This is a genomic window from Aeromicrobium sp. HA (genome assembly GCF_027171405.1).
Taxonomy (GTDB): Bacteria; Actinomycetota; Actinomycetes; order Propionibacteriales; family Nocardioidaceae; genus Aeromicrobium; species Aeromicrobium tamlense.
Genome location: NZ_CP114372.1, coordinates 3,450,237 through 3,473,702, shown reverse-complemented (window position 1 = coordinate 3,473,702; position 23,466 = coordinate 3,450,237). Strand labels below are relative to the sequence as shown.

23 protein-coding genes are annotated in these 23,466 nt (G+C 71.0%); 9 read left to right on the top strand and 14 right to left on the bottom strand.

The window, feature by feature from the left end; translation table 11 throughout:
- Positions 1-46 precede the first annotated feature (46 nt).
- Together O3S82_RS17225 and O3S82_RS17220 are read left to right on the top strand one after the other, a co-directional pair.
- On the top strand, positions 47-1,354 hold the full coding sequence (locus O3S82_RS17225) for an MATE family efflux transporter (protein ID WP_269304511.1): 1,308 nt from the start codon (positions 47-49) through the stop codon (positions 1,352-1,354).
- Positions 1,355-1,417: 63 nt separating this feature from the next.
- On the top strand, positions 1,418-1,816 hold the full coding sequence (locus tag O3S82_RS17220; RefSeq protein ID WP_269304509.1) for a hypothetical protein: 399 nt from the start codon (positions 1,418-1,420) through the stop codon (positions 1,814-1,816).
- A 79-nt stretch (positions 1,817-1,895) separates the two neighbouring features.
- On the opposite strand, the gene O3S82_RS17215 is transcribed toward O3S82_RS17220, so the two are convergent.
- From O3S82_RS17215 to O3S82_RS17160, 12 genes are all read right to left on the bottom strand, one after another.
- Positions 1,896-2,675, bottom strand: coding sequence for a siderophore-interacting protein (locus O3S82_RS17215; protein ID WP_269304507.1), 780 nt, complete (start codon positions 2,673-2,675; stop codon positions 1,896-1,898).
- Entirely contained in the window at positions 2,675-4,372 is a 1,698-nt protein-coding gene (locus O3S82_RS17210) for an ABC transporter family substrate-binding protein (RefSeq protein ID WP_269304505.1), read from the bottom strand. Before O3S82_RS17210 ends, O3S82_RS17215 begins: the two co-directional genes overlap by 1 nt.
- Positions 4,369-4,815 carry a 50S ribosomal protein L9 gene (gene rplI, locus O3S82_RS17205; RefSeq protein WP_179427295.1) on the bottom strand — a complete coding sequence of 149 codons (447 nt, stop codon included), beginning with the start codon at positions 4,813-4,815 and terminating at the stop codon, positions 4,369-4,371. The genes O3S82_RS17210 and rplI overlap by 4 nt, the downstream gene beginning before the upstream one ends.
- A gap of 18 nt (positions 4,816-4,833) precedes the next feature.
- Positions 4,834-5,070 carry a 30S ribosomal protein S18 gene (gene rpsR / locus O3S82_RS17200; RefSeq protein WP_067861076.1) on the bottom strand — a complete coding sequence of 79 codons (237 nt, stop codon included), beginning with the start codon at positions 5,068-5,070 and terminating at the stop codon, positions 4,834-4,836.
- A 36-nt stretch (positions 5,071-5,106) separates the two neighbouring features.
- Positions 5,107-5,682, bottom strand: coding sequence for a single-stranded DNA-binding protein (locus tag O3S82_RS17195; protein ID WP_179427297.1), 576 nt, complete (start codon positions 5,680-5,682; stop codon positions 5,107-5,109).
- Positions 5,683-5,758: 76 nt separating this feature from the next.
- Positions 5,759-6,052, bottom strand: coding sequence for a 30S ribosomal protein S6 (gene rpsF / locus O3S82_RS17190; RefSeq protein WP_179428349.1), 294 nt, complete (start codon positions 6,050-6,052; stop codon positions 5,759-5,761).
- A 128-nt stretch (positions 6,053-6,180) separates the two neighbouring features.
- A complete protein-coding gene (locus O3S82_RS17185; protein ID WP_269304497.1) occupies positions 6,181-8,739 on the bottom strand; it encodes an ABC transporter permease in 2,559 nt (852 codons plus the stop codon).
- Between the two features lies 1 nt (position 8,740).
- The gene (locus tag O3S82_RS17180; RefSeq protein ID WP_179427302.1) at positions 8,741-9,484 is read right to left on the bottom strand and encodes an ABC transporter ATP-binding protein; all 744 of its coding nucleotides are present in this window, start codon (positions 9,482-9,484) and stop codon (positions 8,741-8,743) included.
- A gap of 52 nt (positions 9,485-9,536) precedes the next feature.
- Positions 9,537-10,610, bottom strand: a complete 1,074-nt coding sequence (locus O3S82_RS17175) for an aldo/keto reductase (RefSeq protein WP_269304495.1) — start codon at positions 10,608-10,610, stop codon at positions 9,537-9,539.
- A 62-nt stretch (positions 10,611-10,672) separates the two neighbouring features.
- Positions 10,673-11,509, bottom strand: coding sequence for a transglutaminase family protein (locus O3S82_RS17170; protein ID WP_223303159.1), 837 nt, complete (start codon positions 11,507-11,509; stop codon positions 10,673-10,675).
- Positions 11,510-11,546: 37 nt separating this feature from the next.
- Positions 11,547-12,473 carry an alpha-E domain-containing protein gene (locus tag O3S82_RS17165; RefSeq protein WP_179427308.1) on the bottom strand — a complete coding sequence of 309 codons (927 nt, stop codon included), beginning with the start codon at positions 12,471-12,473 and terminating at the stop codon, positions 11,547-11,549.
- On the bottom strand, positions 12,473-14,002 hold the full coding sequence (locus O3S82_RS17160; RefSeq protein WP_269304492.1) for a circularly permuted type 2 ATP-grasp protein: 1,530 nt from the start codon (positions 14,000-14,002) through the stop codon (positions 12,473-12,475). The genes O3S82_RS17165 and O3S82_RS17160 overlap by 1 nt, the downstream gene beginning before the upstream one ends.
- A 102-nt stretch (positions 14,003-14,104) precedes the next feature.
- Between O3S82_RS17160 and O3S82_RS17155 the strand changes: the two genes are divergently transcribed.
- The 3 genes from O3S82_RS17155 (at position 14,105) to O3S82_RS17145 (ending at position 15,953) form a co-directional block, all read left to right on the top strand.
- Positions 14,105-14,539 carry an HNH endonuclease gene (locus O3S82_RS17155; protein ID WP_179427310.1) on the top strand — a complete coding sequence of 145 codons (435 nt, stop codon included), beginning with the start codon at positions 14,105-14,107 and terminating at the stop codon, positions 14,537-14,539.
- 74 nt (positions 14,540-14,613) lie between these two features.
- Positions 14,614-15,438 carry a siderophore-interacting protein gene (locus tag O3S82_RS17150; RefSeq protein ID WP_269304489.1) on the top strand — a complete coding sequence of 275 codons (825 nt, stop codon included), beginning with the start codon at positions 14,614-14,616 and terminating at the stop codon, positions 15,436-15,438.
- 125 nt (positions 15,439-15,563) lie between these two features.
- A complete protein-coding gene (locus tag O3S82_RS17145) occupies positions 15,564-15,953 on the top strand; it encodes a hypothetical protein (protein ID WP_269304487.1) in 390 nt (129 codons plus the stop codon).
- Between the two features lie 81 nt (positions 15,954-16,034).
- On the opposite strand, the gene O3S82_RS17140 is transcribed toward O3S82_RS17145, so the two are convergent.
- Positions 16,035-16,925, bottom strand: a complete 891-nt coding sequence (locus O3S82_RS17140; RefSeq protein ID WP_269304485.1) for a siderophore-interacting protein — start codon at positions 16,923-16,925, stop codon at positions 16,035-16,037.
- A 113-nt stretch (positions 16,926-17,038) separates the two neighbouring features.
- On the opposite strand from O3S82_RS17140, the gene O3S82_RS17135 reads away from it, so the two are divergent.
- Complete coding sequence (locus O3S82_RS17135) at positions 17,039-18,151, top strand: lipid II:glycine glycyltransferase FemX (protein ID WP_269304484.1); 1,113 nt, start codon at positions 17,039-17,041, stop codon at positions 18,149-18,151.
- A 150-nt stretch (positions 18,152-18,301) separates the two neighbouring features.
- Positions 18,302-19,336, top strand: coding sequence for an alanine racemase (locus O3S82_RS17130; RefSeq protein WP_269304482.1), 1,035 nt, complete (start codon positions 18,302-18,304; stop codon positions 19,334-19,336).
- A gap of 37 nt (positions 19,337-19,373) precedes the next feature.
- Here the strand turns inward: O3S82_RS17130 and O3S82_RS17125 are convergent, their stop codons facing one another.
- The gene (locus O3S82_RS17125) at positions 19,374-21,551 is read right to left on the bottom strand and encodes a transglycosylase domain-containing protein (RefSeq protein WP_179427320.1); all 2,178 of its coding nucleotides are present in this window, start codon (positions 21,549-21,551) and stop codon (positions 19,374-19,376) included.
- Positions 21,552-21,719: 168 nt separating this feature from the next.
- Here O3S82_RS17125 and O3S82_RS17120 point away from each other — a divergent pair, with 168 nt between their 5' ends.
- On the top strand, positions 21,720-22,301 hold the full coding sequence (locus tag O3S82_RS17120; RefSeq protein ID WP_179427322.1) for a PadR family transcriptional regulator: 582 nt from the start codon (positions 21,720-21,722) through the stop codon (positions 22,299-22,301).
- Between the two features lie 7 nt (positions 22,302-22,308).
- The gene (locus O3S82_RS17115; RefSeq protein WP_179427324.1) at positions 22,309-23,409 is read left to right on the top strand and encodes an inositol-3-phosphate synthase; all 1,101 of its coding nucleotides are present in this window, start codon (positions 22,309-22,311) and stop codon (positions 23,407-23,409) included.
- Positions 23,410-23,466 lie beyond the last annotated feature (57 nt).

Genomic DNA, 23,466 nt, shown 5'->3' with positions numbered 1-23,466 from the left:
ATGTCGATAAATCCACCACATTCGTCACAGGAGTATCGTCGCCCGCGTGCCGATCCCCTCTCTCGACCGCCGGATCCTGGCCATCACCCTCCCCGCCTTCGCCGCGCTGATCTGCGAGCCCCTCATGCTGATGGCCGACACGGCCATCGTCGGACACCTCGGACGGGCCGAGCTGGCGGCCCTCGGAGCGGCCTCCACGATCCTGACGACCATCGTCGGACTGTGCGTCTTCCTGGCCTACGGCAGCACCGCGACGGTCGCGCGGCACCAGGGCGCCGGCGAGCCGCGGCGGGCTCTCGAGTCCGCGCTCGGCGGCGTCTGGCTGGCTCTGCTCATCGGCGTCGTCCTGGGCGTCCTCGCCGCGCTCACCGCCGGGCCGCTCGGCGGGGCGCTGGCCAGCTCGGCGCAGGTCGCCGACCTCACCACCCAGTACCTGACGATCGCCGCCGCGAGCATCCCCGCCGTGCTGCTCGTCCTGGCCGCCACGGGCGCGCTGCGCGGCGTGCTGGACCTGCGCACCCCGCTCGTGGTGATGATCGCCGCGAACGTCCTCAACGTCATGCTGACCGTGGCGCTGGTCTACGGCGCCGACCTCGGCATCCGCGGCGCGGCACTCGGCCTCGTGCTGGCGCAGTGGGCGGCGGCACTCGCCCTGGTGGGACAGGTCGTCCGGCGCAGCCGTGCCGCCCAGGCCTCTGCGCGGCTGCAGTGGGCCGACGTCGTCCGCGCCGGCCACGACGGGGTGCCACTACTGCTGCGCACCCTCAGCCTGCGCGCCGTGCTGCTCCTCGCGACCCTCGTGGCCGCCGGCTTCGGCGACGCCTCCCTGGCCGCCCACCAGATCGCGACCACGATCGTCATGCTGCTGGCGTTCGCCCTCGACGCGTTCGCGATCGCGGCCCAGACCCTCACGGGCCACTCCCTCGGCGCGGGCGACGCGGAGGGCACCCGCCACGTCACCCGCCGCGTGATCGCGTGGGGTCTCGGCTTCGGCATCGTGTCGGGCGTGCTGCTGGCCGTCACCTCACCGTGGGTCGCTCGCGCCTTCACCCCCGACGCCGACGTGCGCGCGGCCGCGATCCCCGCCCTGCTCATCGTGGCGCTCATCCAGCCCGTGTCCGGCGTCGTCTTCGTCCTCGACGGCGTGCTGATCGGCGCGGGCGACGGCGTCTACCTCGCGTGGGCCGGACTCGTCACGCTGCTCGTCTACACGCCGGTGGCCCTGCTGATCCGCGAGACCGAGGCCGGATTCACGTGGCTGTGGGCGGCCTACGCGCTGTTCCAGGCCACGCGCTGGGTGACCCTCTGGCTGCGCCAGCGCGGCGACCGGTGGCTCGTCCTCGGCGCGCGCTGAGATCACGCCGAACGTTCACCTGCGTTTCAGCCCACTGACAGGTTCGCCCGCTGAGGTGGAGACATGAGCCTTCCCGTCATCGACGCCCTCCGGGGCCCGCGCTCACGTCGCGACCGCATCGGCCGCGTCTACGTCGTCTCCACCTCCGAGCTCGACTCGGTGCTGCGGCACCTCGGGCCGCACGAGGTCGTCTCGCACGAGGGACTGGCCAGCCACGTGGTCCGCGGGACCACACGACCCGTCGGCTGGCTGCGTCTCGTCGGGCGTCCGCGTCACGTGCCGTGCGGCGATGTCGACCGCACCGAGATCGACCTCCCGAACGGCCGCGCCTGGATCGACCGCGAGCTCGGCACCCAGCGGGTCGTCGTGCGCACGTGGGCCCCGCGCGACGGCTCCGAGCTCGACCACACGCTGTGGTGGCAGGGCCACCCGGTGGCCGCCCGTCAGCTCCACGCGGCCTGACTGAACGAGGTTTCCTGTCACTTCACGTGGTTCGCGAACCTCGTGAAGTGACAGTTTCCCCGGTTAACCGGGGAAACCGTCAGCGCCGCCAGTACCCGGTGGCGTCGAGGCAGTCGCGCGGGACGGCGCGGTCGTCGGCGAGGTGGCGGCGCACCTGGCGCACGGCCCCGGACTCGCCCGCGACCCAGCAGAACGTGGGCACGTCGGACCACGGCACGTCGCGCACGGCCTCTACCCAGGCGTCGGCGCCGTGCACCCACCGCACCGTGACGCCGGGCCGCTCGGGCAGGTCCTGGATGCCGGCGGGCGAGGCGACCTCGACCACGACGTCGGCGGTCATCGTGCCCGGCCAGGCGTCGAGCAGCCGAGCGATGGCCGGCAGCGCGGTCTCGTCGCCCGCCAGCACCATCCGCTCGACCCCCTCGGGCAGCAGCAGCGACCGGGTGGGGCCGACGATCCACGCCGGGTCGCCCGGAGCGGCCCGACGCGCCCAGCCCGCCGCGAAGCCGCCCTCGTGCAGCACGAAGTCGAGGTCGAGCTCGCCGTCGGCGAACCGTCGCGGTGTGTAGTCCTTGGCCACGGGACGGCCGCCCGCACCACCCCACTCGAGACGATCGGGGCCCTGCACCGGCAGCGGCGGGCGATCGGTGCCCTCGAGCGGCACGAGCAGCTTCACGTGGTCATCGAAGCCCTCGGAGCGGAACGGCGCGGCGGTGCCGCCGGCGACCTCGAACTCCTCCAGCTGCGCGCCGGCCAGGGTGACTCGGCGCGTGGACTCGGTGACGTCGGCGACCCGCACGACACGCAGCTCGCGCAGGATCGTGGGCCAGGCCACCGCCCGGCGCCGGGTGCGGGCCATCAGTCGCCCTTCTTCTTCGCCGCGAACCCGACCTCGGTCCAGTCCGTGTCGGCCAGCGCCGCGGGGCCGTAGTTGCGCACCGTGGGGTCGACCGCCAGCACCTGCGGGACGACCGCGAGCGGCATGATCGACGCCTGCGCCCGCGCGACCTCGTCGATCTCGGCCACCTGGCGGGCCCGGGCGTCGTCGTCGAGCTCGGCGATCGCGTCGTCGAACGCCTGGCCGATCGCCTTGGACGCCTTGCCGGTGAAGTTCATCGGGCTGTCGATCGGGGTGAACAGGCGCCGCGTGTCGGCGAGGTCGAACGGCCGCACGCCCCACGCGAACGTGGTGAGGTCGAAGTCCAGCGGGATGACGACCTTCTCGAAGAACGTGGGGCCCGGCACCGTGGTGACCTTCACGCGGATGCCGATCTCGGCGAGGTCCTCGGCGATCGCCTCGGCCCGCTGCACGGCGCCCGAGCGGGTGTCGGGCACGGGCAGGCTGAGGGTGAGCGGCTTGCCCTTGCGCAGTGCGGGTCCGGCACCGTCCTTGCGCCGCCAGCCGGCCTTGGCCAGCAGCTTCTCGGCACGGGCGAGGTCACGGGTGACCGGCTTGCCGGCCGGGTGGCCGACCTGGCCCGGCAGCAGCACGACCGAGTCCATCGGCACCGCCTCGACGCCGTAGCGCTTCGAGGTGTCGGCGACGATGCCCTCGGCGTCGACCGCGAGCATGACCGCGCGCCGGACGTCGGCGTCGGCGAGCGCACCGGTGCCGCCGTTGATCGTGAGGTGCGACCACTCCGAGCCGAGTGCCGCCCGCACGTCGGCCTTCGCGAGGGCCTCACGGTTCGCGGGGGTGACCGGCGCGGACTCGAGCTCGCCGGCGGTGAACGCCTGGGCCAGCACGTCCTCGTCGCCGATCCGCCACACGATGGAGTCGAGGCGGCCCGGCTCGCCCCACCAGCGCGGGTTGCGCTCGAGCGTGATCGTGCCGGTGCGGCGCTCGATCTCGGTGACCACGTACGGGCCGTTCGCCGAGGGCGCCTTCGCGACGAGGCCGCGGTTGAACGTCTTGACCGACTTCGTGTACGCCTTCGGCAGCGTGGGGTAGACCGCGGCTGGCCAGTCGGCGGTGGGCTCCTCGAACTCGACCTCGTACGCGAACTTCCCGTCGGGCTCGACGGAGTCGACGAGATCGTAGACGGGCGACGGCGCCGCGGCGAACTCGTCGTCCTGCATCGCGTCGACCCAGGCGACCATGTCGGCCGAGGTGATGGGGGTGCCGCCCTGCCAGACGGCGCGGCGGTTGAGCTCGACGCGGACGGTCAACGGGTCCTTGTCGACGACCTCGACGCTGCTGGCGTAGTCGGTGTCGACCGTCCACGAGCCGTCGGGGCCCACTCGCACGGCACTGCCGAGCGTGGGCTCGAGGATCTGGGGGGCGGTGCTGGCGACGCCGTCGGTGTGCACCGGGTTGAACTGCGCGGGGAACGAGGTGATGCCCAGGCGCAGCGTGCCGCCGTCGCGGACGTCGGCCCGCTCGGCCGCGTGCACGTCGGCCATCGGCAGCGACGTGTCCTCCTTCGCGGCCTGCTTCTCGCCGGAGGCGTCATCGCCCCCGCCGCCGAGGCAGCCGGCGAGCAGCAGGCCCGCCAGCGCCCCGACAGCAAGGCGCCGGGCCCCGCGTGAAGCGGGACCCGGCGTCTTGAGGATCACTTGGAGGCGACGACGTTCAGCTTGACCGTCGCGACGACCTCGGGGTGCACGCGGACGGAGACCGTGTGCGCGCCGAGGCTCTTGATCGGGTTGCCGACCTCGATACGACGCTTGTCGACCTTCGCGCCGGCCTGGGCCAGCGCGTCGGCGATGTCGGTGACGGTGACGGCGCCGAACAGGCGGCCGCCCTCACCGGCGTGGGCCGGGACGTTGATCGGCGACGACTCGAGGTTGCCCTTGATCGACTGGGCGGTCTCGAGGTCGTGCACGGCGCGCGCGTCACGCGCGGCCTTGATCGACTCGACCTGCTTGGCCGCGCCCTTCGTCCAACGGATGGCGAAGTTGCGGGGCAGCAGGAAGTTGCGGCCGTAGCCGTCCTTGACCTCGACGATGTCGCCGGGCTGGCCGAGGTTGCTGACCTCGTGCGTGAGGATGAGCTTCATCTGTCTCGTGCTCCTGACTCAGCGACCGCTGGACGTGTAGGGCAGCAGCGCCATCTCGCGCGCGTTCTTGATCGCCTTGGCGATCTGGCGCTGCTCCTGGACGGAGACGCCGGTGACGCGACGGGCGCGGATCTTGCCGCGGTCGGAGATGAACTTGCGCAGCAGCGCAGTGTCCTTGTAGTCGATGGTGGTGACGCCGGCGGCCGCGAGCGGGTTGCTCTTCTTCTTCGGCTTCCGGACAACGGGCTTGGCCATGATGCTCCTGGAAATGTTCTTGCTACGTGTGATGGATCAGAAGGGAGGCTCGTCGCTGGAGCCGGATCCGCCGCCCCAGGGGTCGTTGCCCCCGGAAGGCGCCTGCGGCGCCGAGGGCTGGGCCCACGCGCTCGCATCGGACTGCTGACCGGGCTGCTGGCCACCGAAGCCGCCGGAGTTGCCACCGGCGTTGCCACCGAAGCCTCCGGAGTTGCCCCCGCCGAAGCCGCCCTGGCCACCGCCGCCACCCGACGTGCGGGTGACCTGTGCGGTGGCGTTGCGCAGCGACGGGCCGACCTCGTCGACCGTCATCTCGACGCTCGTGCCGCGGCCGCCGTCCTGGCGCTCGTACTCACGGACCTTCAGGGCGCCGGTCACGATGACGCGGGTGCCCTTGGTCAGCGAGCCGGCGACGTTCTCGGCCAGCTGGCGCCAGGCCGAGCAGCGGATGAACAGCGTGTCGCCGTCCTTCCACTCGTTCGTCTGACGGTCGAACGTGCGCGCGGTGGACGCGACGGTGAAGTCGGCGACGGCCGCGCCCGACGGCGTGAACCGCAGTTCGGGATCGCGGGTCAGGTTGCCGACGAGGGTGATGGTGGTTTCGCCTGCCATGGATCAGCCTTCTCTCGAGGTGCTCTTCGCGACGAGTCTGTCGGATTCGGGGGACGGAATCACTCCGTCCACAGAATCACTTCGCGTCGGGACGCGTGACCTTCGTGCGGACGACGGACTCGTTCAGCGAGAGCTGGCGATCCAGCTCCTTGACAGAGTCGGGACCGGCGGACAGACCGATGACGGCGTAGATGCCCTCGGACTTCTTGTTGATCTCGTAGGCAAGACGGCGCTTGCCCCAGACGTCGATGTTGTCGACCGAGCCACCGTCGGCGACGATCGTGTTGTTGAGGTAGGTCGAGAGGCTCTTCTCGACGGAACGCTCATCGATGTCGGCATCGAGGATGACCATGACTTCATACTTGCGCAGTGCCACTGCGGGTTCTCCTTTGGACTGAGCGGTGACGGGCTTTCCGTCACAGGAGGGTGTCGCCTCGAACGGCAACCTCACGAGTCTAGCAGCGGGCCGTCGTTCCGGACGAATCCGCCGATGCCCGGCTACTCGCCCGTGATCGCGCGCAGCACGTCGAGCCGCGCCGCGCGCCGGGCGGGCAGCACCGCGGCGAGCACGCCCACGAACGCCGAGACCACGACGAACACGGCGAGCGAGCCCGCCGGGATCGCGAGGTCGCTGATGCCGTCGTCGGCGAAGGAGCGCTGCAGCGCGACCCCGAACAGCAGGCCCGCCCCGATGCCCAGCACGGCGCCGAGGATCGCGATGGCGACCGACTCCAGGCGCACCATCCGACGCAGCTGCGGCCGGGTGAGACCGACCGCGCGCAGCAGGCCGATCTCGCGGGTGCGCTCGATGACGCTCAGCGCGAGCGTGTTCACGATGCCCAGCACCGCGATCACGATGGCCAGGCCCAGGAGCGCGTAGATGAGGTAGAGCAGCGTGTTCACCTGGGCCCGCTGCGCCTCGGCGTAGCTCTCCTTGTCCTGCACGACGATCGTGGGGTTGTCGCCGACGGCGCGCTCGAGGTTCGCGCGCACCGTGCCCGTGCCGGTGCCGGGGGCGGCGTTGACGGCCAGCGTGGTGTCGCCGCGCTGGATGCCGGCGGTGGTGACCGTGGACAGCGGCACCACCGCCTGCCCGACGATGTTGCTGTCGGCGAAGACGCCCGTGACCGTGGCCGGCACCTTGCCGGTGGTGAACGAGAGCTCGACCGTGTCGCCGGTGGTCTTGCCGAGGGACTCGGCCAGCGACTCGCTCAGCGCGATCGTGTCGTCCGCGGCGGGTGCCTGACCGGAGCCGTAGTCGAGGTCGAAGACCTCGCCGAACCGCGCCGGGTCGGTGGCCGACCCGAACACCTGGCTGCCGTCGGCGCGGAACACGATCGCCTGGACCGGCGACACGGCGGCGACGCCCGGGACCTCGCTGACGCTCTTCGAGATGCCCGGCGAGAAGGCCTGACCGCTGACGTTCTGGATGACGAAGTCCGCCGAGAACTCGCGCTCGACCCCGGCGTCGATCGACTTGTTGATGGAGGCGCCCAGGATCGACATCGTCGTGACCAGCGCGAGGCCGATCATGAGGGCGGAGGCGGTGGCGGCCGTGCGACGCGGGTTGCGGCGCGCGTTCTGGGCCGCGAGCAGGCCCACCGAGCGGTAGACCGTGCGGTAGATCGCGCCGAAGACCGCGAGCACGGGGGTGGCGATGATCGGGCTGCCCAGCGCCACGGCCATCAGCACGCCGAAGATGCCGGCGCCCACCCAGATGATCGGCCGCGGCACGTCGAGCCACGACCCGGCGGCCATCGCGCCGGCACCGACGAGGCCGAACAGCAGCGCGATCACGAGGCGCCAGCGCAGCGAGGACTCCGGCATCGCGACCTCGTCGCGCATCGCGGCCACCGGCGGGACCCGCGCGGCACGCCGGGCGGGGATCCACGCCGCGAGCATCGTCACCAGCACGCCCACGACGTAGGACAGCACGACGGTGCGCAGGCGGAAGACCAACGACGTGCCCGACAGGTCGAGGCCGAAGTTGCTGAACAGCACCTTCAGCAGCATCGCCAGGCCGAAGCCCAGCGCCAGGCCGAGCGTGGACCCGATGACGCCGATGACGAAGGCCTCGGTGAGCACCGAGCGGCTGACCTGGCGGCGCGAGGCACCGAGGGCCCGCAGCAGCGCGAGCTCGCGGCTGCGCTGGGCCACCAGGATCGAGAACGTGTTGACGATGAGGAACGTGCCCACCACGAGCGCGATCCCGGCGAAGACCAGCAGGAACGTGTTGAGGAAGCCGAGCAGCTGGTCGAAGAGGTCCTTGGACTCCTCGGCGACGGCGTCGCCCGTGACCGCCTCGGTCCCCTCGGGGATGACCTTCGCGACCTCGTCGGCGACCTGCTGCTGCGTCGCGCCGGGTGCGGCCTCGACCTGGATGACGCTGTACGCGTCCTCTCCGCCGAGGAAGTACTGCTGCGCGCTCGCGTCGTCGAACATCACGAGGGTCGCGCCGGCGAGTCCACCGGAGGTGAAGTCGAAGAGGCCGACGAGCTTGGCCTTGAGGATCGGCGGGTCCGCCGGCAGCGCGATCTTGACGGTGTCGCCGACCCGGTAGCCCGCGACCTCGGCCGAGCGCGTGTCGAGCGCGACCTCGCCCTCCGCCGCCGGGGGACGGCCGCGCTCCCAGCTCAGCATCTGCTGGCCTGCGGCGTTGGGGATCGGGTCGGCAGGCCCGGCGTTGAGTGCGATCGTCGGGGCGCCGGTGCCGCCGAGCAGCTTGTTGTTCTTCTTCACCACGAAGAGGCCACCGCCGTTGACGGCACCCTCGGCACGCGCCACGTCGGGCAGCGCCGCGACGTCGTCCACGACGGAAGCCGGGATCGTGCGCGCCTCGCGGTTGACGCTCATCGCGATGGCGTCGCCGTCTCCGGTGACCGGCCGCACGGCGACGTCGGTGACCGTGCCGTACGCGATCTGGTCGAAGCTCCGGCCGATCGTGTCGGTGAACACCAGCGAGCCGGACAGGAACGCGATCCCCAGCACGATCGCGAAGGCGCTCAGGAGCAGGCGGACCTTGCGGGCGACGAGGTTGCGCCAGGTGACCCGTCGCACGTCACGCGCCGATCCGGCGCTGCACCGCGCTCATGCGCTCGAGGACCTTCTCGGCGGTGGGCTCGCGCAGCTCGGACACGACGCGGCCGTCGGCGAGGTAGACGACCCGGTCGGTGTAGCTCGCGGCGTGGGGGTCGTGCGTGACCATCACGATCGTCTGGCCGAACTCGTCCACGCTGCGGCGCAGGAACGAGAGGACCTCGGCGCCCGAGGTGGAGTCGAGGTTGCCGGTGGGCTCGTCGGCGAACACGATCGACGGCCGACTGACCAGCGCCCGCGCGCACGCGACGCGCTGCTGCTGCCCGCCCGACATCTCGTTCGGGCGGTGCTTGAGGCGGTCGGCGAGGCCGACGGCGTCGATGACGTTGCGGTACCAGGTGGGGTCGGGCTTGCGGTTCGCGATCGACAGCGGCAGCAGGATGTTCTCCTCGGCCGTCAGGGTGGGCACGAGGTTGAACGCCTGGAAGACGAACCCGATCTTCTCGCGGCGCATCACCGTGAGCGCCTTGTCGTCGAGCTTGGCCAGGGTGGTGGGGCCGATCGTGACCCGGCCGGAGTCGGGGGTGTCCAGCGCGGCCATGCAGTGCATGAGCGTGGACTTGCCCGAGCCGGACGGTCCCATCACGGCGGTGAACTCGCCCTCGTAGATCTCGAGCGAGACGCCGTCCAGCGCTCGGACCTGGGCGTCGCCCTTGCCGTAGGTCTTCGTGAGCTCGTGCGCGTGCGCCGCGACGGTCTTCTCCATGGCGGAGAGCCTAGGCGAGAAACGCCCAGAATCCATGCGGTGTCACTCAGAGTTACACGATGTGAGCAGAACCACCCCAGAGGTCGACCCGCGCATCGGCGTCGTGGCCGACCAGCTCGTCGATCCTCTCGAGCTCCTCGGCGGTGAAGTCCGTGCTGCTCGCGGCGGCCACGTTCTCGTCGAGCTGGCGGGTGCTGGAGGCGCCGATCAGGGCTGACGTGGCCGCGCCCGGACGCAGCACCCAGGCGATCGCGAGCTGGGCCAGGGTCTGACCACGCTCGCGCGCCACGTCGGCCAGACCGCGCAGCCGGTCGCGGTTGCCCTCGACCACCGAGACGTCGAACGACGACCGCCCCCCGGACCGCTCGACCGGCTCGTCGCCGAGGTAGCGGTCGGTGAGCAGGCCCTGCGCGAGCGGCGTGAAGGCGATCGAGCCCATGCCGGTGTCCTCCAGGGTGGCGAACAGCTCGTCCTCGACCCAGCGGTTGACCATCGAGTACGCGGGCTGGTGGATCACCAGCGGCGTGCCGAGGTCGGCCGCCACCTCGGCCGCGCGCCGCGTGCGCTCGGCCGAGTACGAGGAGATGCCCACGTAGAGGGCCTTGCCCTGGCGCACCGCGGTGTCGAGCGCGCCCACGGTCTCCTCGACGGGCGTGTCCGGATCGGCACGGTGCGAGTAGAAGATGTCGACGTGGTCGAGGCTCATCCGCTGCAGCGACGCGTCGAGGCTCGACAGCAGGTACTTGCGCGACCCGAGGAAGCCGTACGGGCCCGGCCACATGTCCCAGCCGGCCTTCGTGGAGATGACGAGCTCGTCGCGGTAGGGCGCGAAGTCACCGCGCATCATGCGGCCGAAGTTCTCCTCGGCGGAGCCGTAGGGCGGGCCGTAGTTGTTGGCCAGGTCGAAGTGCGAGATGCCGAGGTCGAACGCGTGGCGCAGCACCTCGCGCTGGGTGTCGAACGTGCGGTTGTCGCCGAAGTTCCACCACAGGCCGAGGCTGATCGGGGGCAGCAGCAGGCCCGACCGGCCCACGCGGCGGTACTCCAGGCCCTGGTAGCGGTCGGCGTCGGCCTGCCACGGCTGATGGGTCTCGGGAACGCGGTTGCGGGTCCAGTCGGTGCTCATGGCTCCACCGTAGGGCGCGCCGCGGACACCGGCGACCGGCGCGGGAGCCAACCGTCCCGCGCTCAGGCCAGGCGAGTGATCTCGACCTCGACGGCGGTGCTGAACTCACCGCTGGTGGAGTAGATGCCGCGCAGGTTCGGGTTGTCGTCGAAGTCGCGGCCGCGGGAGACCACGATGTGGCGCTCGCCCGGGGCCTCGCCGTGCGTGACGTCCCAGCCCACCCAGCGGCCGTCCCACCACTCGAGCCAGGCGTGCGGCTCGGACGCCACGGGAGCGTCGACCTCCGGGTCGGCCTCGGGGTGCACGTAGCCGGCCACGAAGCGCGCCGGGACCTGCGCGTGGCGGAGCGCGCCGATCGCGACGTGGGTGATGTCGTGCGTGACGCCCTTGCCGGACTCCCAGGTCTCCTCGGCGGTCGCGCTGACGTGGGTGGCCGCGACGAGGCGCTTGACGCGACCGCGGATCAGCTCGACGACCCGCTCCACGTAGGCGCTCGGGGCGGCGGACTCGGCGCGGATCGCATCGAGCTCGGCCACGAGGGACTCGGCGGGGCGCACCTTGTCCTGCTGGTGCACGAACTCGCAGTACCGGTCGAGGGTGTTGGCGTCGAGGGCGTCCCAGCCGATCGACTCGCCGGGCTCGGCCGGGTCGGCGGTGTCGACCACCGACGTGGCCACGACGGTGAGCTCGTCGTGCGGGTCGGTCACCTCGAACGCGGTGACCGTGGCGCCCCAGTAGTCGCGGTACTCCTGCGACCACGCGGTCGGCGCGATCTCCAGGCGCGTGCGGCGGACGTACTGGTCGGCGGTGGTCTGCGGCGTCAGGCGGGCCTCGCTGTACGAGGCCACCGTCGGCTCGGAGTAGGTGTAGGTCGTCGCGTGACGCACCCGCATACGCATGCTCACGCCGCCACCTCGTTCACTCGCTGACGCTCGCTCACAGCGAAACCCTCCCCGTCCAGCTGTGCCAGTCCTCCTGCGCGAAGTACCGCGCCGTGATCGCGTCGCTCGCGGCGGCACAGGCGCGCTGCAGGCGCTCCATCTCGAACGGCATCGTCTCGAGGATCTCGTTCAGGGGGCGGTACTCGATCTCGGTGCGCGCCCGGCCCAGCAGCCGCAGGCCCTCGTCGGAGAAGCCCGCGCGACGGCCGGCGACGTCGAGCCGGGTCAGCGCCCGCTCGGCCTCGCTCAGGCTCGACACGATCGAGCGCGGGAACCACCGGTCGAGCAGCAGGTACTCGGCGGCGGCGGTGTCGCGCTCGATGCCGCGGTAGGTCCGCAGGAAGCTCTCGTAGCCGCCGCAGGCGCGCAGCGTGTTCTGCCACGCGATCCCCGAGGCGCCGGCGCTGGCCGCGGTGGACAGCAGCCGGGCGGTCATGTCGGTGCGCTCGATGCTGCGGCCCAGGACGTAGAAGTACCAGCCCTGGTCGCGCGGCATGGAGTCGTCGGCGGTGCCCGAGATCATCGCGGTGCGGCGACGCACCCAGTTGAACATCTCCACCGGGCGCATCGACGTGGCGGCCGGGACGCCCTGCCACGTGGTGTTGATCGCCGACCAGACGTCGGTGGAGAGGGTCTCGCGGGCGCTGCGGGCGGCCTCGCGCATCGAGCCGATCACCGAGGCGATCGCGCTCGGCGACTTCTGGTCGTAGGCCAGCAGGTCGAGCATCGACCAACGGTTGGGCACGCCCTCGAAGTCCTCGATGCCCATGACGGCGAACAGCTGCTGGCAGCTGGTGACCTCGTCGGTGGCGGGGTCCTCCACGAGCATCTGCATCTGCACGTCGAGCAGGCGCGCGGTGTCGTCGGCTCGCTCCAGGTAGCGGCCGATCCAGAAGAGCGACTCGGCGATGCGGCTGAGCATCAGGCCTCCCCCCTCAGCGGAGCGGTGATCGGGGCCATGGTCTGCGTCGTGGTGACGGGGTCGAGGTCGTCGTCGGGCTCCTCGATCGGCTCGGTGGGCCGGGCCAGCACCCACGTGTCCTTCGAGCCGCCGCCGCGGCTGGAGTTCACGATCAGCTCGCCCTCGGGCAGCGCCACGCGGGTGAGGCCGCCGGGCAGGACCCACACGTCGTCGCCGTCGTTGACCGCGAACGGGCGCAGGTCGACGTGACGCGGACGGATGCCGTCCTCCACGAGCGTGGGCACGGTGGACAGCGAGATCACCGGCTGGGCGATCCAGTCGCGCGGCGCCGCGATGACCTTGGCGCGCAGCTCGTCGAGCTCCTCGCCGGTGGCCGACGGGCCGATCACGATGCCCTTGCCGCCCGAGCCGTCGACCGGCTTGAGCACGAGCTCGTCGAGGCGGTCGAGCACCTCCTCGCGCTGTTCGGCGTCGCCGCAGCGCCACGTGTCGACGTTGCGCAGGATCGGCTCCTCGTGCAGGTAGTACCGGATCAGGTCGGGCACGTAGGTGTAGAGCAGCTTGTCGTCGGCGACGCCGTTGCCGACCGCGTTGGCGATCGTCACGTTGCCGGCGCGCGCGGCGTTGATGAGGCCGGGGACGCCCAGCGCGGAGTCGGCGCGGAACGACAGCGGGTCGAGGAAGTCGTCGTCGATGCGGCGGTAGATGACGTGCACCGGCGCGAGGCCGTCGGTGGTGCGCATCATGACGCGGCCGCCGTGGCACACCAGGTCGCGGCCCTCGACGAGCTCGACGCCCATCGTGCGCGCCAGCAGCGTGTGCTCGAAGTACGCGGAGTTGTAGACGCCGGGGGTCAGGACGACGACGGTCGGGTCGCTCACGCCGGCGGGCGCCGCGGCGCGCAGGGCCGAGAGCAGCTGGCGCGAGTAGCGCGCGACGGGCCGGATGCGGTGGTCGGCGAAGACCTCGGGCAGGCCGCTGGACATCGCGCGGCGGTTGGTCATGACGTAGGAGACGCCCGACGGCACGCGCGCGTTGTCCTCCAGCACGCGGAAGTCGCCGTTCCCATCGCGGATCAGGTCGATGCCCGAGACGTGGATCCGCACGCCGTTCGCGGGGTCGATGCCGGCGACGACGCGGTGGTAGTGGCTCGAGGTCACGACGGTCTCGCGCGGGACGACGCCGTCGCGGAAGAGCTCTCCGGCGCCGTACGCGTCGGCCAGGAACGCCTCGAGCGCCTTGACCCGCTGCTTGACGCCGGCCTCGACCTCGTCCCAGGCGTCGGCCTCGATGATGCGCGGCACGATGTCGAGCGGGAAGGGTCGCTCCTCGCCCGCGACGCCGAACGTGATGCCCTGCTCGAGGTAGGACGAGGCGAGCCCGTCGGCCCGCTGACGGACCTCCTCGGGCGGCATCTTGCCGAAGGCCGCGTGCACGGCGGTGTAGAGGTCGCGGACGCCCGACTCGCCGTACATCTCGTCGTAGCCCGCGACGGGTCCGTATCCCTCGAACAGCTGCGCCTCGGTCACGAGACCACCTTAGGGGCGGTTTGTCACTTGCACGTTTCGGCGAGCGTTCACCCCGGAATGACCGCGTTCTGGTTACGCTTCGTAGCGGAAAGGGGCGCGCCCATGACCGCTGGTGACGTCTTGGTGCTCAACGCGAGCTACGAACCTCTGCAGCGCGTGTCGCTGCGCCACGCGATCAAGATGCTGGTGCGCGAGGTGGCGGTCATCGAGGAGGCGGCCGACGACTCGTTCGGCCCCTTCCCCCGGCCCCGGGTGCTGCGCCTGGTCCGCTACGTCGTCGCGCGGTGGATGCACCGCCGCTCGCACCTGTGCACGAAGAGCGCCATCAAGGCCCGCGACCGCTCGTGCGCCTACTGCGGCGGCCTGGCCGAGACCGTCGACCACGTGATCCCGCGCTCGCGCGGCGGGGCGCTCACGTGGGAGAACGCCGTCGCGGCCTGCCTGCGCTGCAACCACAAGAAGGGGAACCGCACCCCGGCCGAGGCCGGCATGCCCCTGCTCATCACCCCGTCGCGCCCGGCCTCGTTCGTCGCCTGATCCGCCTGCTGGACGGCCGGGTGACCCCGCCCGCCACGTCGGTTAGGCTCGCCTAACTCGATGGAGGAGGAGCCATGGCGAAGGCGAGCGAGCTGGTCAAGCCGGACCGTCAGCAGCTGATCCGGCTGGAAGTCCTGCGGAGCGAGCGGATCTCGCCGCACTTCCAGCGCGTCACGGTCGGCGGCGGGTCGATCGAGCAGTTCACGCCGATGGGCTGGGACCAGTGGTTCCGCATGTTCATCCCCACCGCTGGCGAGACCGGACTCGACCAGCTGCCCGACCGGGTCAACCTGCTCGGCTACCTGCGCTACCTGCGGATCGACAAGGGCGAGCGGCCCGTGCTGCGGAACTACACGGTGCGGGCGTTCCGGTCCGTCGGCGAAAACGGGCCCGAGCTGGACATCGACTTCGTCCTGCACGGCAACGTCGAGGACGGGACCGCCGGCCCCGCCTCGACGTGGGCGCAGACCTGCCGGCCGGGCGACCCGATCGGCATCGTCGACGAGGGCATCGCGTTCAACCCCGGCCGCGGGACCGACCGCGTGCTGCTGCTGGCCGACGAGACCGGCGTGCCCGCGGTGGCGGGCGTCCTGTCCAGCCTGCCCGACTCCGCGACCGGCACCGCCATCCTCGACGTGCCGACGCAGGAGGACCAGTTCGACCTGTCCCACCCGCCGGGCGTCGACGTGTGGTGGCTCAGCCGTCCGCCGGAGGCGCACGCAGGCGACATCGCCCTGCCGGCCCTGGTCACCGTCCCACCCGGCACCGACGTGCACGCGTTCCTCGTCGGCGAGCAGTCGATGGTGCAGGGGGCCCGCCGCCACCTCGTCGCCGCCGGCGTCCCCAAGGACCGGATCAGCTTCGTCGGCTACTGGCGCCGCGGCACCGCCGGCCACTGACCGCGCCTCCGGCGCGCGAGATCTGTAGCGGTATCCACCCGTTCTCGGTCGGATCGGCCGAAAAAGGGTGGACAGCGCTACGAATCTGGCAGGAGCCGGGCAGTGAGCGTGGCTAGGGTCGACGGGTGAGCTTCGGGCGCGCGGTCACGGTGGCGGCACTTCTCGCCGTGGCCGCCGTCGCCTGGATCGCACCCACCCGGATCGCCGCGACCGCTCACGGAGGAGCCTTCTGCAGCCAACTGTCGACGCCGATCGACGCCGCGTTCGGGTGGACGACGTCGGGACCCGGCCCTCATTCCGAGAGCGAGTGGCAGGACGTCGCGGCTCGTCCCAACCACGCCCTCGGCACGATCACCTGCCGCCACGACCGTGAGGACTTCGCGGTGGCCTGGCCACATCCAGTTCGCGTGGGCCTCGTCGTCGCCCTGCTGGGAGGCGCCGGCATCCTCGCGTGGCCCAGACCGCGCTCCCGGCTCGAGATCCCTGACCGCGCCTCCGGCGCGCGAGATGTGTAGCGGCATCCACCCTTTTTCCGGCTGATCGGCCGGAAAAGGGTGGACAGCGCTACGGATCTGGCGCCGCGGAGCCGCCGACCGTCAAAGTCCGACGGACTCGTAGATCGTGTCGAGCTCGTCGAGGTAGGCGCCCTCGTCCTCGCCGGCGCGCTGGTAGGCCTCCATGGCCTGGGCCTGCACCTGCTCGGCGACCTGCTGGTAGCGCGCGTTCCACTTCTCGGCCTCGATCTGCCAGTAGCCGCAGGTGTAGAACGACGTCTGCGGCCAGCCGAGCTCGCGCCGCAGGTGCTTGCGGGTGGCGCGTCCGGCGCGGGCCTCGCCGGCCACCCAGACGTAGCGACCGGACGGGTCGGCGGGCAGGTCGCGTCCGCGGACGACGGCCTCGATCGCATCGGGGATGTCGTGGTCGTTCTCGACGACCTGCCACGTCACCGTGACGTCGGCGACGGACGGCAGCGGGACCTCGTCGGCGGCATCGGTGAGGACGACGTGCACGTCAGCGCGGACCTCGGGCTCGAGACCACGCAGGATGCGCGCGAGCGCGGGCACGCCGGTGAGGTCGCATACGAGCAGCTGGTCGGTGGCGTCCGCCGCGGGGCGGTAGAGGCCGTGCGGCTCGAGGATGCCGACACGGTCGCCAGGCTCGCACGTGCGGGCCCAGTCGGAGCCGACGCCGTGGTCGTGCAGAGCGACGTCGATGTCCACGCGCACGCGGCCGTCGACAATGCGGTGGTCGGAGATCGTGTAGACGCGGGGCACGAGCTCCTCGGCGCCCTCGGGGTACGTGATCGACCAGTCCTCACCGATCTCGGGCAGCACCACCGGTGCACCGGGACGCGGCGGCAGCAGCAGGCGGACGTACTCGTCCGGGATGCCCGTGGACTCCCACGCGTCGATGTCACCCAGGGTGATCGAGACGAGGTGGGGGGTCAGGACACGGCGACCGAGCACGGTCGCGACAAAGGTCTTCACGAGGATTCCTCCGATGTTTCGGCCGCGAGGCCGACGGCCCGGAACGACGGTCGGGCCCGTCCGGGGTGCTTCGTTAGGAGAGCCTAACAAACGTTGTTGGATAGCCTCGAGCCGTGAGCTTGCACGTACGGACCATCGGACCCGATCAGCACCTGGCGTTCGTCGCCTCGCGCGGTTCCGCGAGTTTCCTGCAGACCCCCGCGTGGGCGGCGGTCAAGGGCGAATGGCGCGGGGAGTCGATCGGCTGGTTCCGGCGCGACGAGCTCGTCGGCGTCGGCCTCGTCCTCTACCGCCAGGTGCCGAAGCTGAAGCGCTACCTGGCCTACCTGCCCGAGGGTCCGGTCCTCGACTGGAGCGGCGACGTCGCCGAGGCGCTCGACGCGATGCGCACCCACCTCAAGGCGAACGGCGCGTTCGGCATTCGCATGGGTCCCGCGCTGGTGACCCGCCGCTGGGGCGCCGCCACGCTGAAGGCCGCGCTGGCCGACGACGTCCTCACCCGGCTCGGCGACGTCCCCGCCGACCACACCGACGACGCCGCGCTCGCGGTGGCCGCCCAGCTGCGCTCGCTGGGCTGGAAGGAGCAGGCCGCCGAGGGCGGCTTCTCCGCCGGGCAGCCGAAGTACAACTTCCAGGTGCCGCTGGCCGGTCGCTCGGAGGACGACGTCCTCGCCGGCATGAACCAGCTGTGGCGCCGCAACATTCGCAAGGCCGCGAAGCAGGGCGTCGAGGTCACCACGGGCACCCGCGAGGACCTCGCCGAGTTCCACCGCGTGTACGTCGAGACCGCCGAGCGCGACCACTTCACGCCGCGCCCGCTGTCGTACTTCGAGACGATGTGGGACGCGATGACCGCCGAGGACCCGCAGCGGCTGCGGCTCTACCTCGCCCGCCACGAGGGCGACCTCGTCGCCGCCACCACGCTCGTGCAGGTGGGCACGCACGCCTGGTACTCCTACGGCGCGTCCACCACCGCGAAGCGCGAGGTCCGCGGCTCGAACGCCGTGCAGTGGCAGATGATGCGCGACTCGCTCGCGGGCGGCGCCGAGGTCTACGACCTGCGCGGCATCACCGACACGCTCGACACCGACGACTCCCACGTGGGCCTGCTGCAGTTCAAGGTCGGCACGGGCGGCGAGGCCGTGGAGTACCTCGGCGAGTGGGACCTGCCCATCAACAAGCCGCTGTACGCCGCCTTCACCGCCTACATGAAGCGCCGCGGCTGACCTCGTCCTGACGGCACGCGGGCCCGCCCGCGCCAGATCTGTAGCGGTAACCACCGTTTTTCGGCCGATCCGCCTGAGAAAGGGTGGATACCGCTACACATCTCGCCCGCCGGAGGCGGGACCTCGGGAGCGGTCCGGAATGATGGAGCCATGGCGTTCGACCTCGAGATCCGTGCCGCCGACTGGCGGGCCCACCTGGCCGCGACCCACGCCGCCCTGCCGGGGCTCGTGCCGGTCGTCAAGGGCAACGGCTACGGCCTCGGGCGCCAGCGACTCGCGCACGAGGCGAGCCGGCTCGGCGCCGACCTGATCGCCGTCGGCACCTACGAGGAGGCCCACGAGCTGCTCGGCTCGTTCCTCGGCGACGTGCAGGTGCTGACGCCGTGGCGCCCGTTCCTGCCGCGCGTGGCCGACCCCCGGCTCGTGCACACGCTCGGCCGCCTCGCGGACATCCCCGCCCTCGCCCAGCAGCAGCCCGGTGCGCGCGTGGTCGTCGAGATCGAGACGTCGATGGCACGCCACGGCTTCGACCGCCACCACCTCGCCGAGGCCGCCCGCGCGATCGCGGAGGCCGGCCTCACGGTCGAGGGCTTCGCGATGCACCTGCCGATGACCGGCGGCAACCTCGACGAGGCTCGCCTGTGGTGCGCCGTCCTGGAGGCGTCGGCCCTCGAGACCACCACGGTCTTCTGCTCGCACCTGACCTTCACCGAGCTCGAGCAGCTGCGCGGCGAGCGTCCGAACCTCACGCTGCGCCCCCGCGTGGGCACGCAGCTGTGGCTGGGCCGGCTGGACACCCTCGCCGTGCGCGCCACCGTGATGGACGTGCACACCGTGCAGCGCGGCGAGCGGATCGGCTACCGCCAGGGCCGCGTGCCCCGCGCCGGCCACGTGCTCGTGATCGCCGGCGGCACCAGCCACGGCATCGGCCTCGAGGCGCCGCGCGCGGTCGCCGGGGTCGCGGGTCGCGGCAAGGCCGCCGCCAAGGGAGGCCTCGCGGCCGCCGGGCTCGCCCTCTCGCCGTTCACGATCGACGGCAAGCTGCGCTGGTTCGCCGAGCCCCCGCACATGCAGGCCAGCATGGTGCTGCTGCCCGAGGGCGCGAAGCTGCCCGCCGTCGGCGACACAGTGCCGGCGCAGGTGCGCTACACGATCGCCAGCTTCGACACCGTCCGCGAGATCTGAGAGGCCCGCCCACCCCGAGGGGTGAGCGGGCCCCGGCTCAGTCCTGACCGGCTCCGTCGCCGGGCGCCGGGATCGACGGCTCGGTCGGATCCGGCGACGGCGGAGGCGTCGTGACCGGCGGCGGCGTCGTCGGCGCCGGGGTGGTGGGCGCCGGCGTCGTCGGCTTGGGCGCCGGCGTGGTCGGACGCTTCGTGGGCTCGGTCTTCTTCTTCTCCGGCTCCTTCTTCTTCGGAGCCTGGTTGAAGATCTTCGTGCCCTTCTCGCCCTTGATGTTCGCGCGCGCCGGGAACGAGCCGCACTCCGATCCCTCGAGCGCGCTGTTCATGTACGCGCGGAACGTCTGCGCCGGGTACGTGCCGCCGAAGAACGGGTTGAGGTAGCCCTCGAGCTCCTCGTTGCCCTTGCCGCGGTTGTACATGACGGCCGTGGCCATCTTCGGCGTCGCGCCGACGAACCACGAGGACGAGACGCGCTCGTTGTCGCCGTCGCCGTCGGTGGCCGTGGCCGTTCCGGTCTTGCCAGCCGTGGGGCAGAACGTCCGGGCCTGGACGCCGGAGCCGCTGCGGACCACGGTCTGCATCGCCGCGAGCGTGTCGGCCGCGACGTCCTCGTCGATCGCCTGTGTGGTGGCGACCTTGTGCTCGAAGACCCGGGTGCCGCGCGCATCGTTCACCCGGTCGATGACGAACCAGTCGGCGCGCTTGCCGTCGGCCGCGAGCGTCGCGTACGCGTTGGCCATGTCGATCGGCGACACCGGGGCGTAGCCCAGCGAGACGCCGATGACGGGCTCGATGCGGTCGATCGTGGACTCGGGGATGCCGGCCTCGCGGGCGGCCTCGATGATCTTCTCCGGACCGTCCTCCATCTGGTCGGTCAGGTCGACGAACGCGGTGTTCACCGAGAACTCGGTGGCGCGCTCGAGGTTGATCTGGCCGTACGAGCGACCGCCGGAATCACCCTGGTTCTGGATCTCGGCGTCGCCGATCCGCAGCGGCGCGTTGCCGTTCAGGCTGGTCTGCAGGCTGTAGCCGTTCTCCAGCGCCGCGACCACCGCGAACACCTTGAACGTCGAACCCGGCTGCGTGCCGAGCGTGGCCCAGTTCAGCTGGTTCTTCAGGTAGTCGGGGCCGCCGTACAGCGAGCGGACCGCGCCGGTGCCCGGCTCCACCGAGACGAGCGCGGTGTTGAGCTCGTCGAGGCCGTCGGGACGAACCTCCTTGACGGCGGCCACGGCGTCGTCCTGCATGTCCTTGTCGATCGTGGTGACGACCCGCAGGCCGCCGCCCTCGATCTCGGAGTCGAGGAAGCCCTCGGTGCGCATCTGCTTGCGGACCAGGTCGAGCACGTGACCCTTCGGACCCTCGAACCGCTGGTTGGCGCGCTGCTTCTTGAACTTGGGGAACTTGCCCTTGTGCGCGGCGGCCTGCTCGGCGGTGATCGAGCCCTGCTTGACCATGCCGTCGAGCACGTAGTTGTAGCGCGGCAGCACACGGTCGGCGGCGCCCTCGGCGTACGGGTCGAAGTACGAGGGGTTGTTGATGACGGTGGCCAGGAACGCGGCCTGCCCGACGTTGAGCTTCGCGGCCGGCTTGCCGAAGTAGGTGCGCGACGCGACCTCGACCCCGTACGAGCCGTTGCCGTAGTAGATCGTGTTGAGGTAGCCCTCGAGGATCTCGGACTTGGTCAGCTGGTTGTGGATCTTGACCGAGAGGATGGCCTCCTTGATCTTGCGCGTGTACGAGCGCTCCTGGTTCAGGTACAGGATCTTCACGTACTGCTGCGTGATCGTGGAGCCGCCGCCGGTGATCTGGCCGCTCGTGGCGTTGTTGCGCGCGGCGCGGACGATGCCCTTGACGTCGATGCCCTGGTTCTCCCAGAACGTGCGGTCCTCGGCGGCCACGACGGCGTCGCGCATGACCTCGGGGATCTCGTCGAAGTCGAGGCTCTCGCGGTTCTGGGTCGCGAAGCTGCCGAGCTTCGTCTTGCCGTCGGAGTAGTAGACGTTCGTCGTCTCGGTCTGGAAGTCCGCGTTGGGGTCGGGGATCTTCGTGGTGGCGTACAGGATCGCCACGGCGAGCGCGCCGAGGACGAATCCGATCACACCGAGGAACAGCAACCACCGCAGGACGCGCACGGGCCACGACCCGGTGCCGCCGATCCTGCGGGCGAACCGCGAGAGCGGTCCTTTCTTCTGCTTCGTGCGAGTTGACGCCACGAATCGGTTCCTTTCGGAGGACGACTACCAACGAGCCAGTCTGACGGAGATTCCTGAGAAACGAATGACCGGCCGGGCCGGGGTCTCGATATTCGCCCGACTCGATGTATCGTACCGATATAGCCATTCGTGGCATCGAATGGAACCGTGCGGGGAAGGGGGCGACACATGGCACGACGCGGAGCAGCTCTGGAGCTGGCCGTCCTCGGCCTGCTCGCCGACTCGCCCATGCACGGCTACGAGCTGCGCAAGCACGTCAACGGCCTGCTGGGCTGGACCCGGCTGCTGTCCTACGGCACGCTCTACCCCTGCCTCAAGCAGCTCACCCGCGGCGGCTTCATCGCCGCCGACAGCGAGACGTCGCCTCGCGGCAAGCGTCCGCGGATCGTCTACCGGCTCACCGCCGAGGGCAAGGAGTACTTCACCTCCCTGCTCGAGGACGGCGGCCCGTCGGCGTGGGACGACGAGAACTTCGGGGTGCGGTTCGCCCTGTTCGCCCGCACCAGCTCCCCCACCCGGGTTCGCATCCTCGAGGGACGTCGGTCCCGCCTCGAGGAACGCCTCGAGAACGTCCGTTCGGCCGCGGTCCAGCGCCGCGAGCGGATGGACGCCTACACCCGAGAACTCCAGCGACACGGCCTCGAGTCCGTGGAGCGCGAGATCAACTGGTTGACCGAGTTGATCGACCGTGAGCGCGCCGACGCGTTCACGGAGCAGGAAGAAACCAGTACGACAGACAAGGAAAAGTGAGGTCTCCATGAGTTCGGAGAACAAGGTCCGCGTGGCCATCGTCGGCGTTGGAAACTGCGCCACGTCCCTGATCCAGGGCGTCGAGTTCTACAAGGACGCCGACCCGGAGGGCACCGTCCCCGGGCTCATGCACGTCTCGTTCGGCCCGTACCACGTCGGTGACGTGGAGTTCGTCGCCGCGTTCGACGTCGACGCCAAGAAGGTCGGCTTCGACCTGTCCGAGGCCACGCAGGCCAGCGAGAACAACACCATCAAGATCACCGACGTCCCGCCGCTCGGCGTGACCGTGCAGCGTGGTCCGACGCTCGACGGCCTGGGCAAGTACTACCGCCAGACCATCGAGGAGTCCGACGCCGAGGCCGTCGACGTCGTCCAGGTCCTCAAGGACACCCAGGCCGACGTGCTGGTCTCGTACCTGCCCGTGGGCTCGGAGGAGGCCGACAAGTTCTACGCGCAGTGCGCCATCGACGCGAAGGTCGCGTTCGTCAACGCCCTGCCCGTGTTCATCGCGTCCGACCCCGAGTGGGCCAAGAAGTTCGAGGACGCCGGCGTCCCGATCATCGGCGACGACATCAAGAGCCAGGTCGGCGCCACCATCACGCACCGCGTCATGGCGAAGCTGTTCGAGGACCGGGGCGTCGCCCTGGACCGCACGTACCAGCTGAACGTCGGCGGCAACATGGACTTCAAGAACATGCTCGAGCGCGAGCGCCTGGAGTCCAAGAAGGTGTCGAAGACGCAGGCCGTCACGTCCAACCTGCACGGCTCGCTGGCCGGAAAGGTCGACGACAAGAACGTCCACATCGGTCCCTCGGACTACGTGGCGTGGCTCGACGACCGCAAGTGGGCCTACGTGCGCCTCGAGGGCCGCGCGTTCGGCGACGCGCCCCTGAACCTGGAGTACAAGCTCGAGGTCTGGGACTCGCCGAACTCGGCCGGCATCATCATCGACGCCATCCGCGCGGCGAAGATCGCCAAGGACCGTGGCGTCTCGGGCGCCCTGCTCTCGGCCTCGTCCTACCTGATGAAGTCGCCGCCGGAGCAGCGTCCCGACGAGGAGGGCCGCGCCCGTCTCGAGGCCTTCATCGAGGGCACCGAGGAGCGCTGAGCCAGCCTCACCCCCTGTAGTGAGCGACGCACCGGATCCTTCGGGATCCGGTGCGTC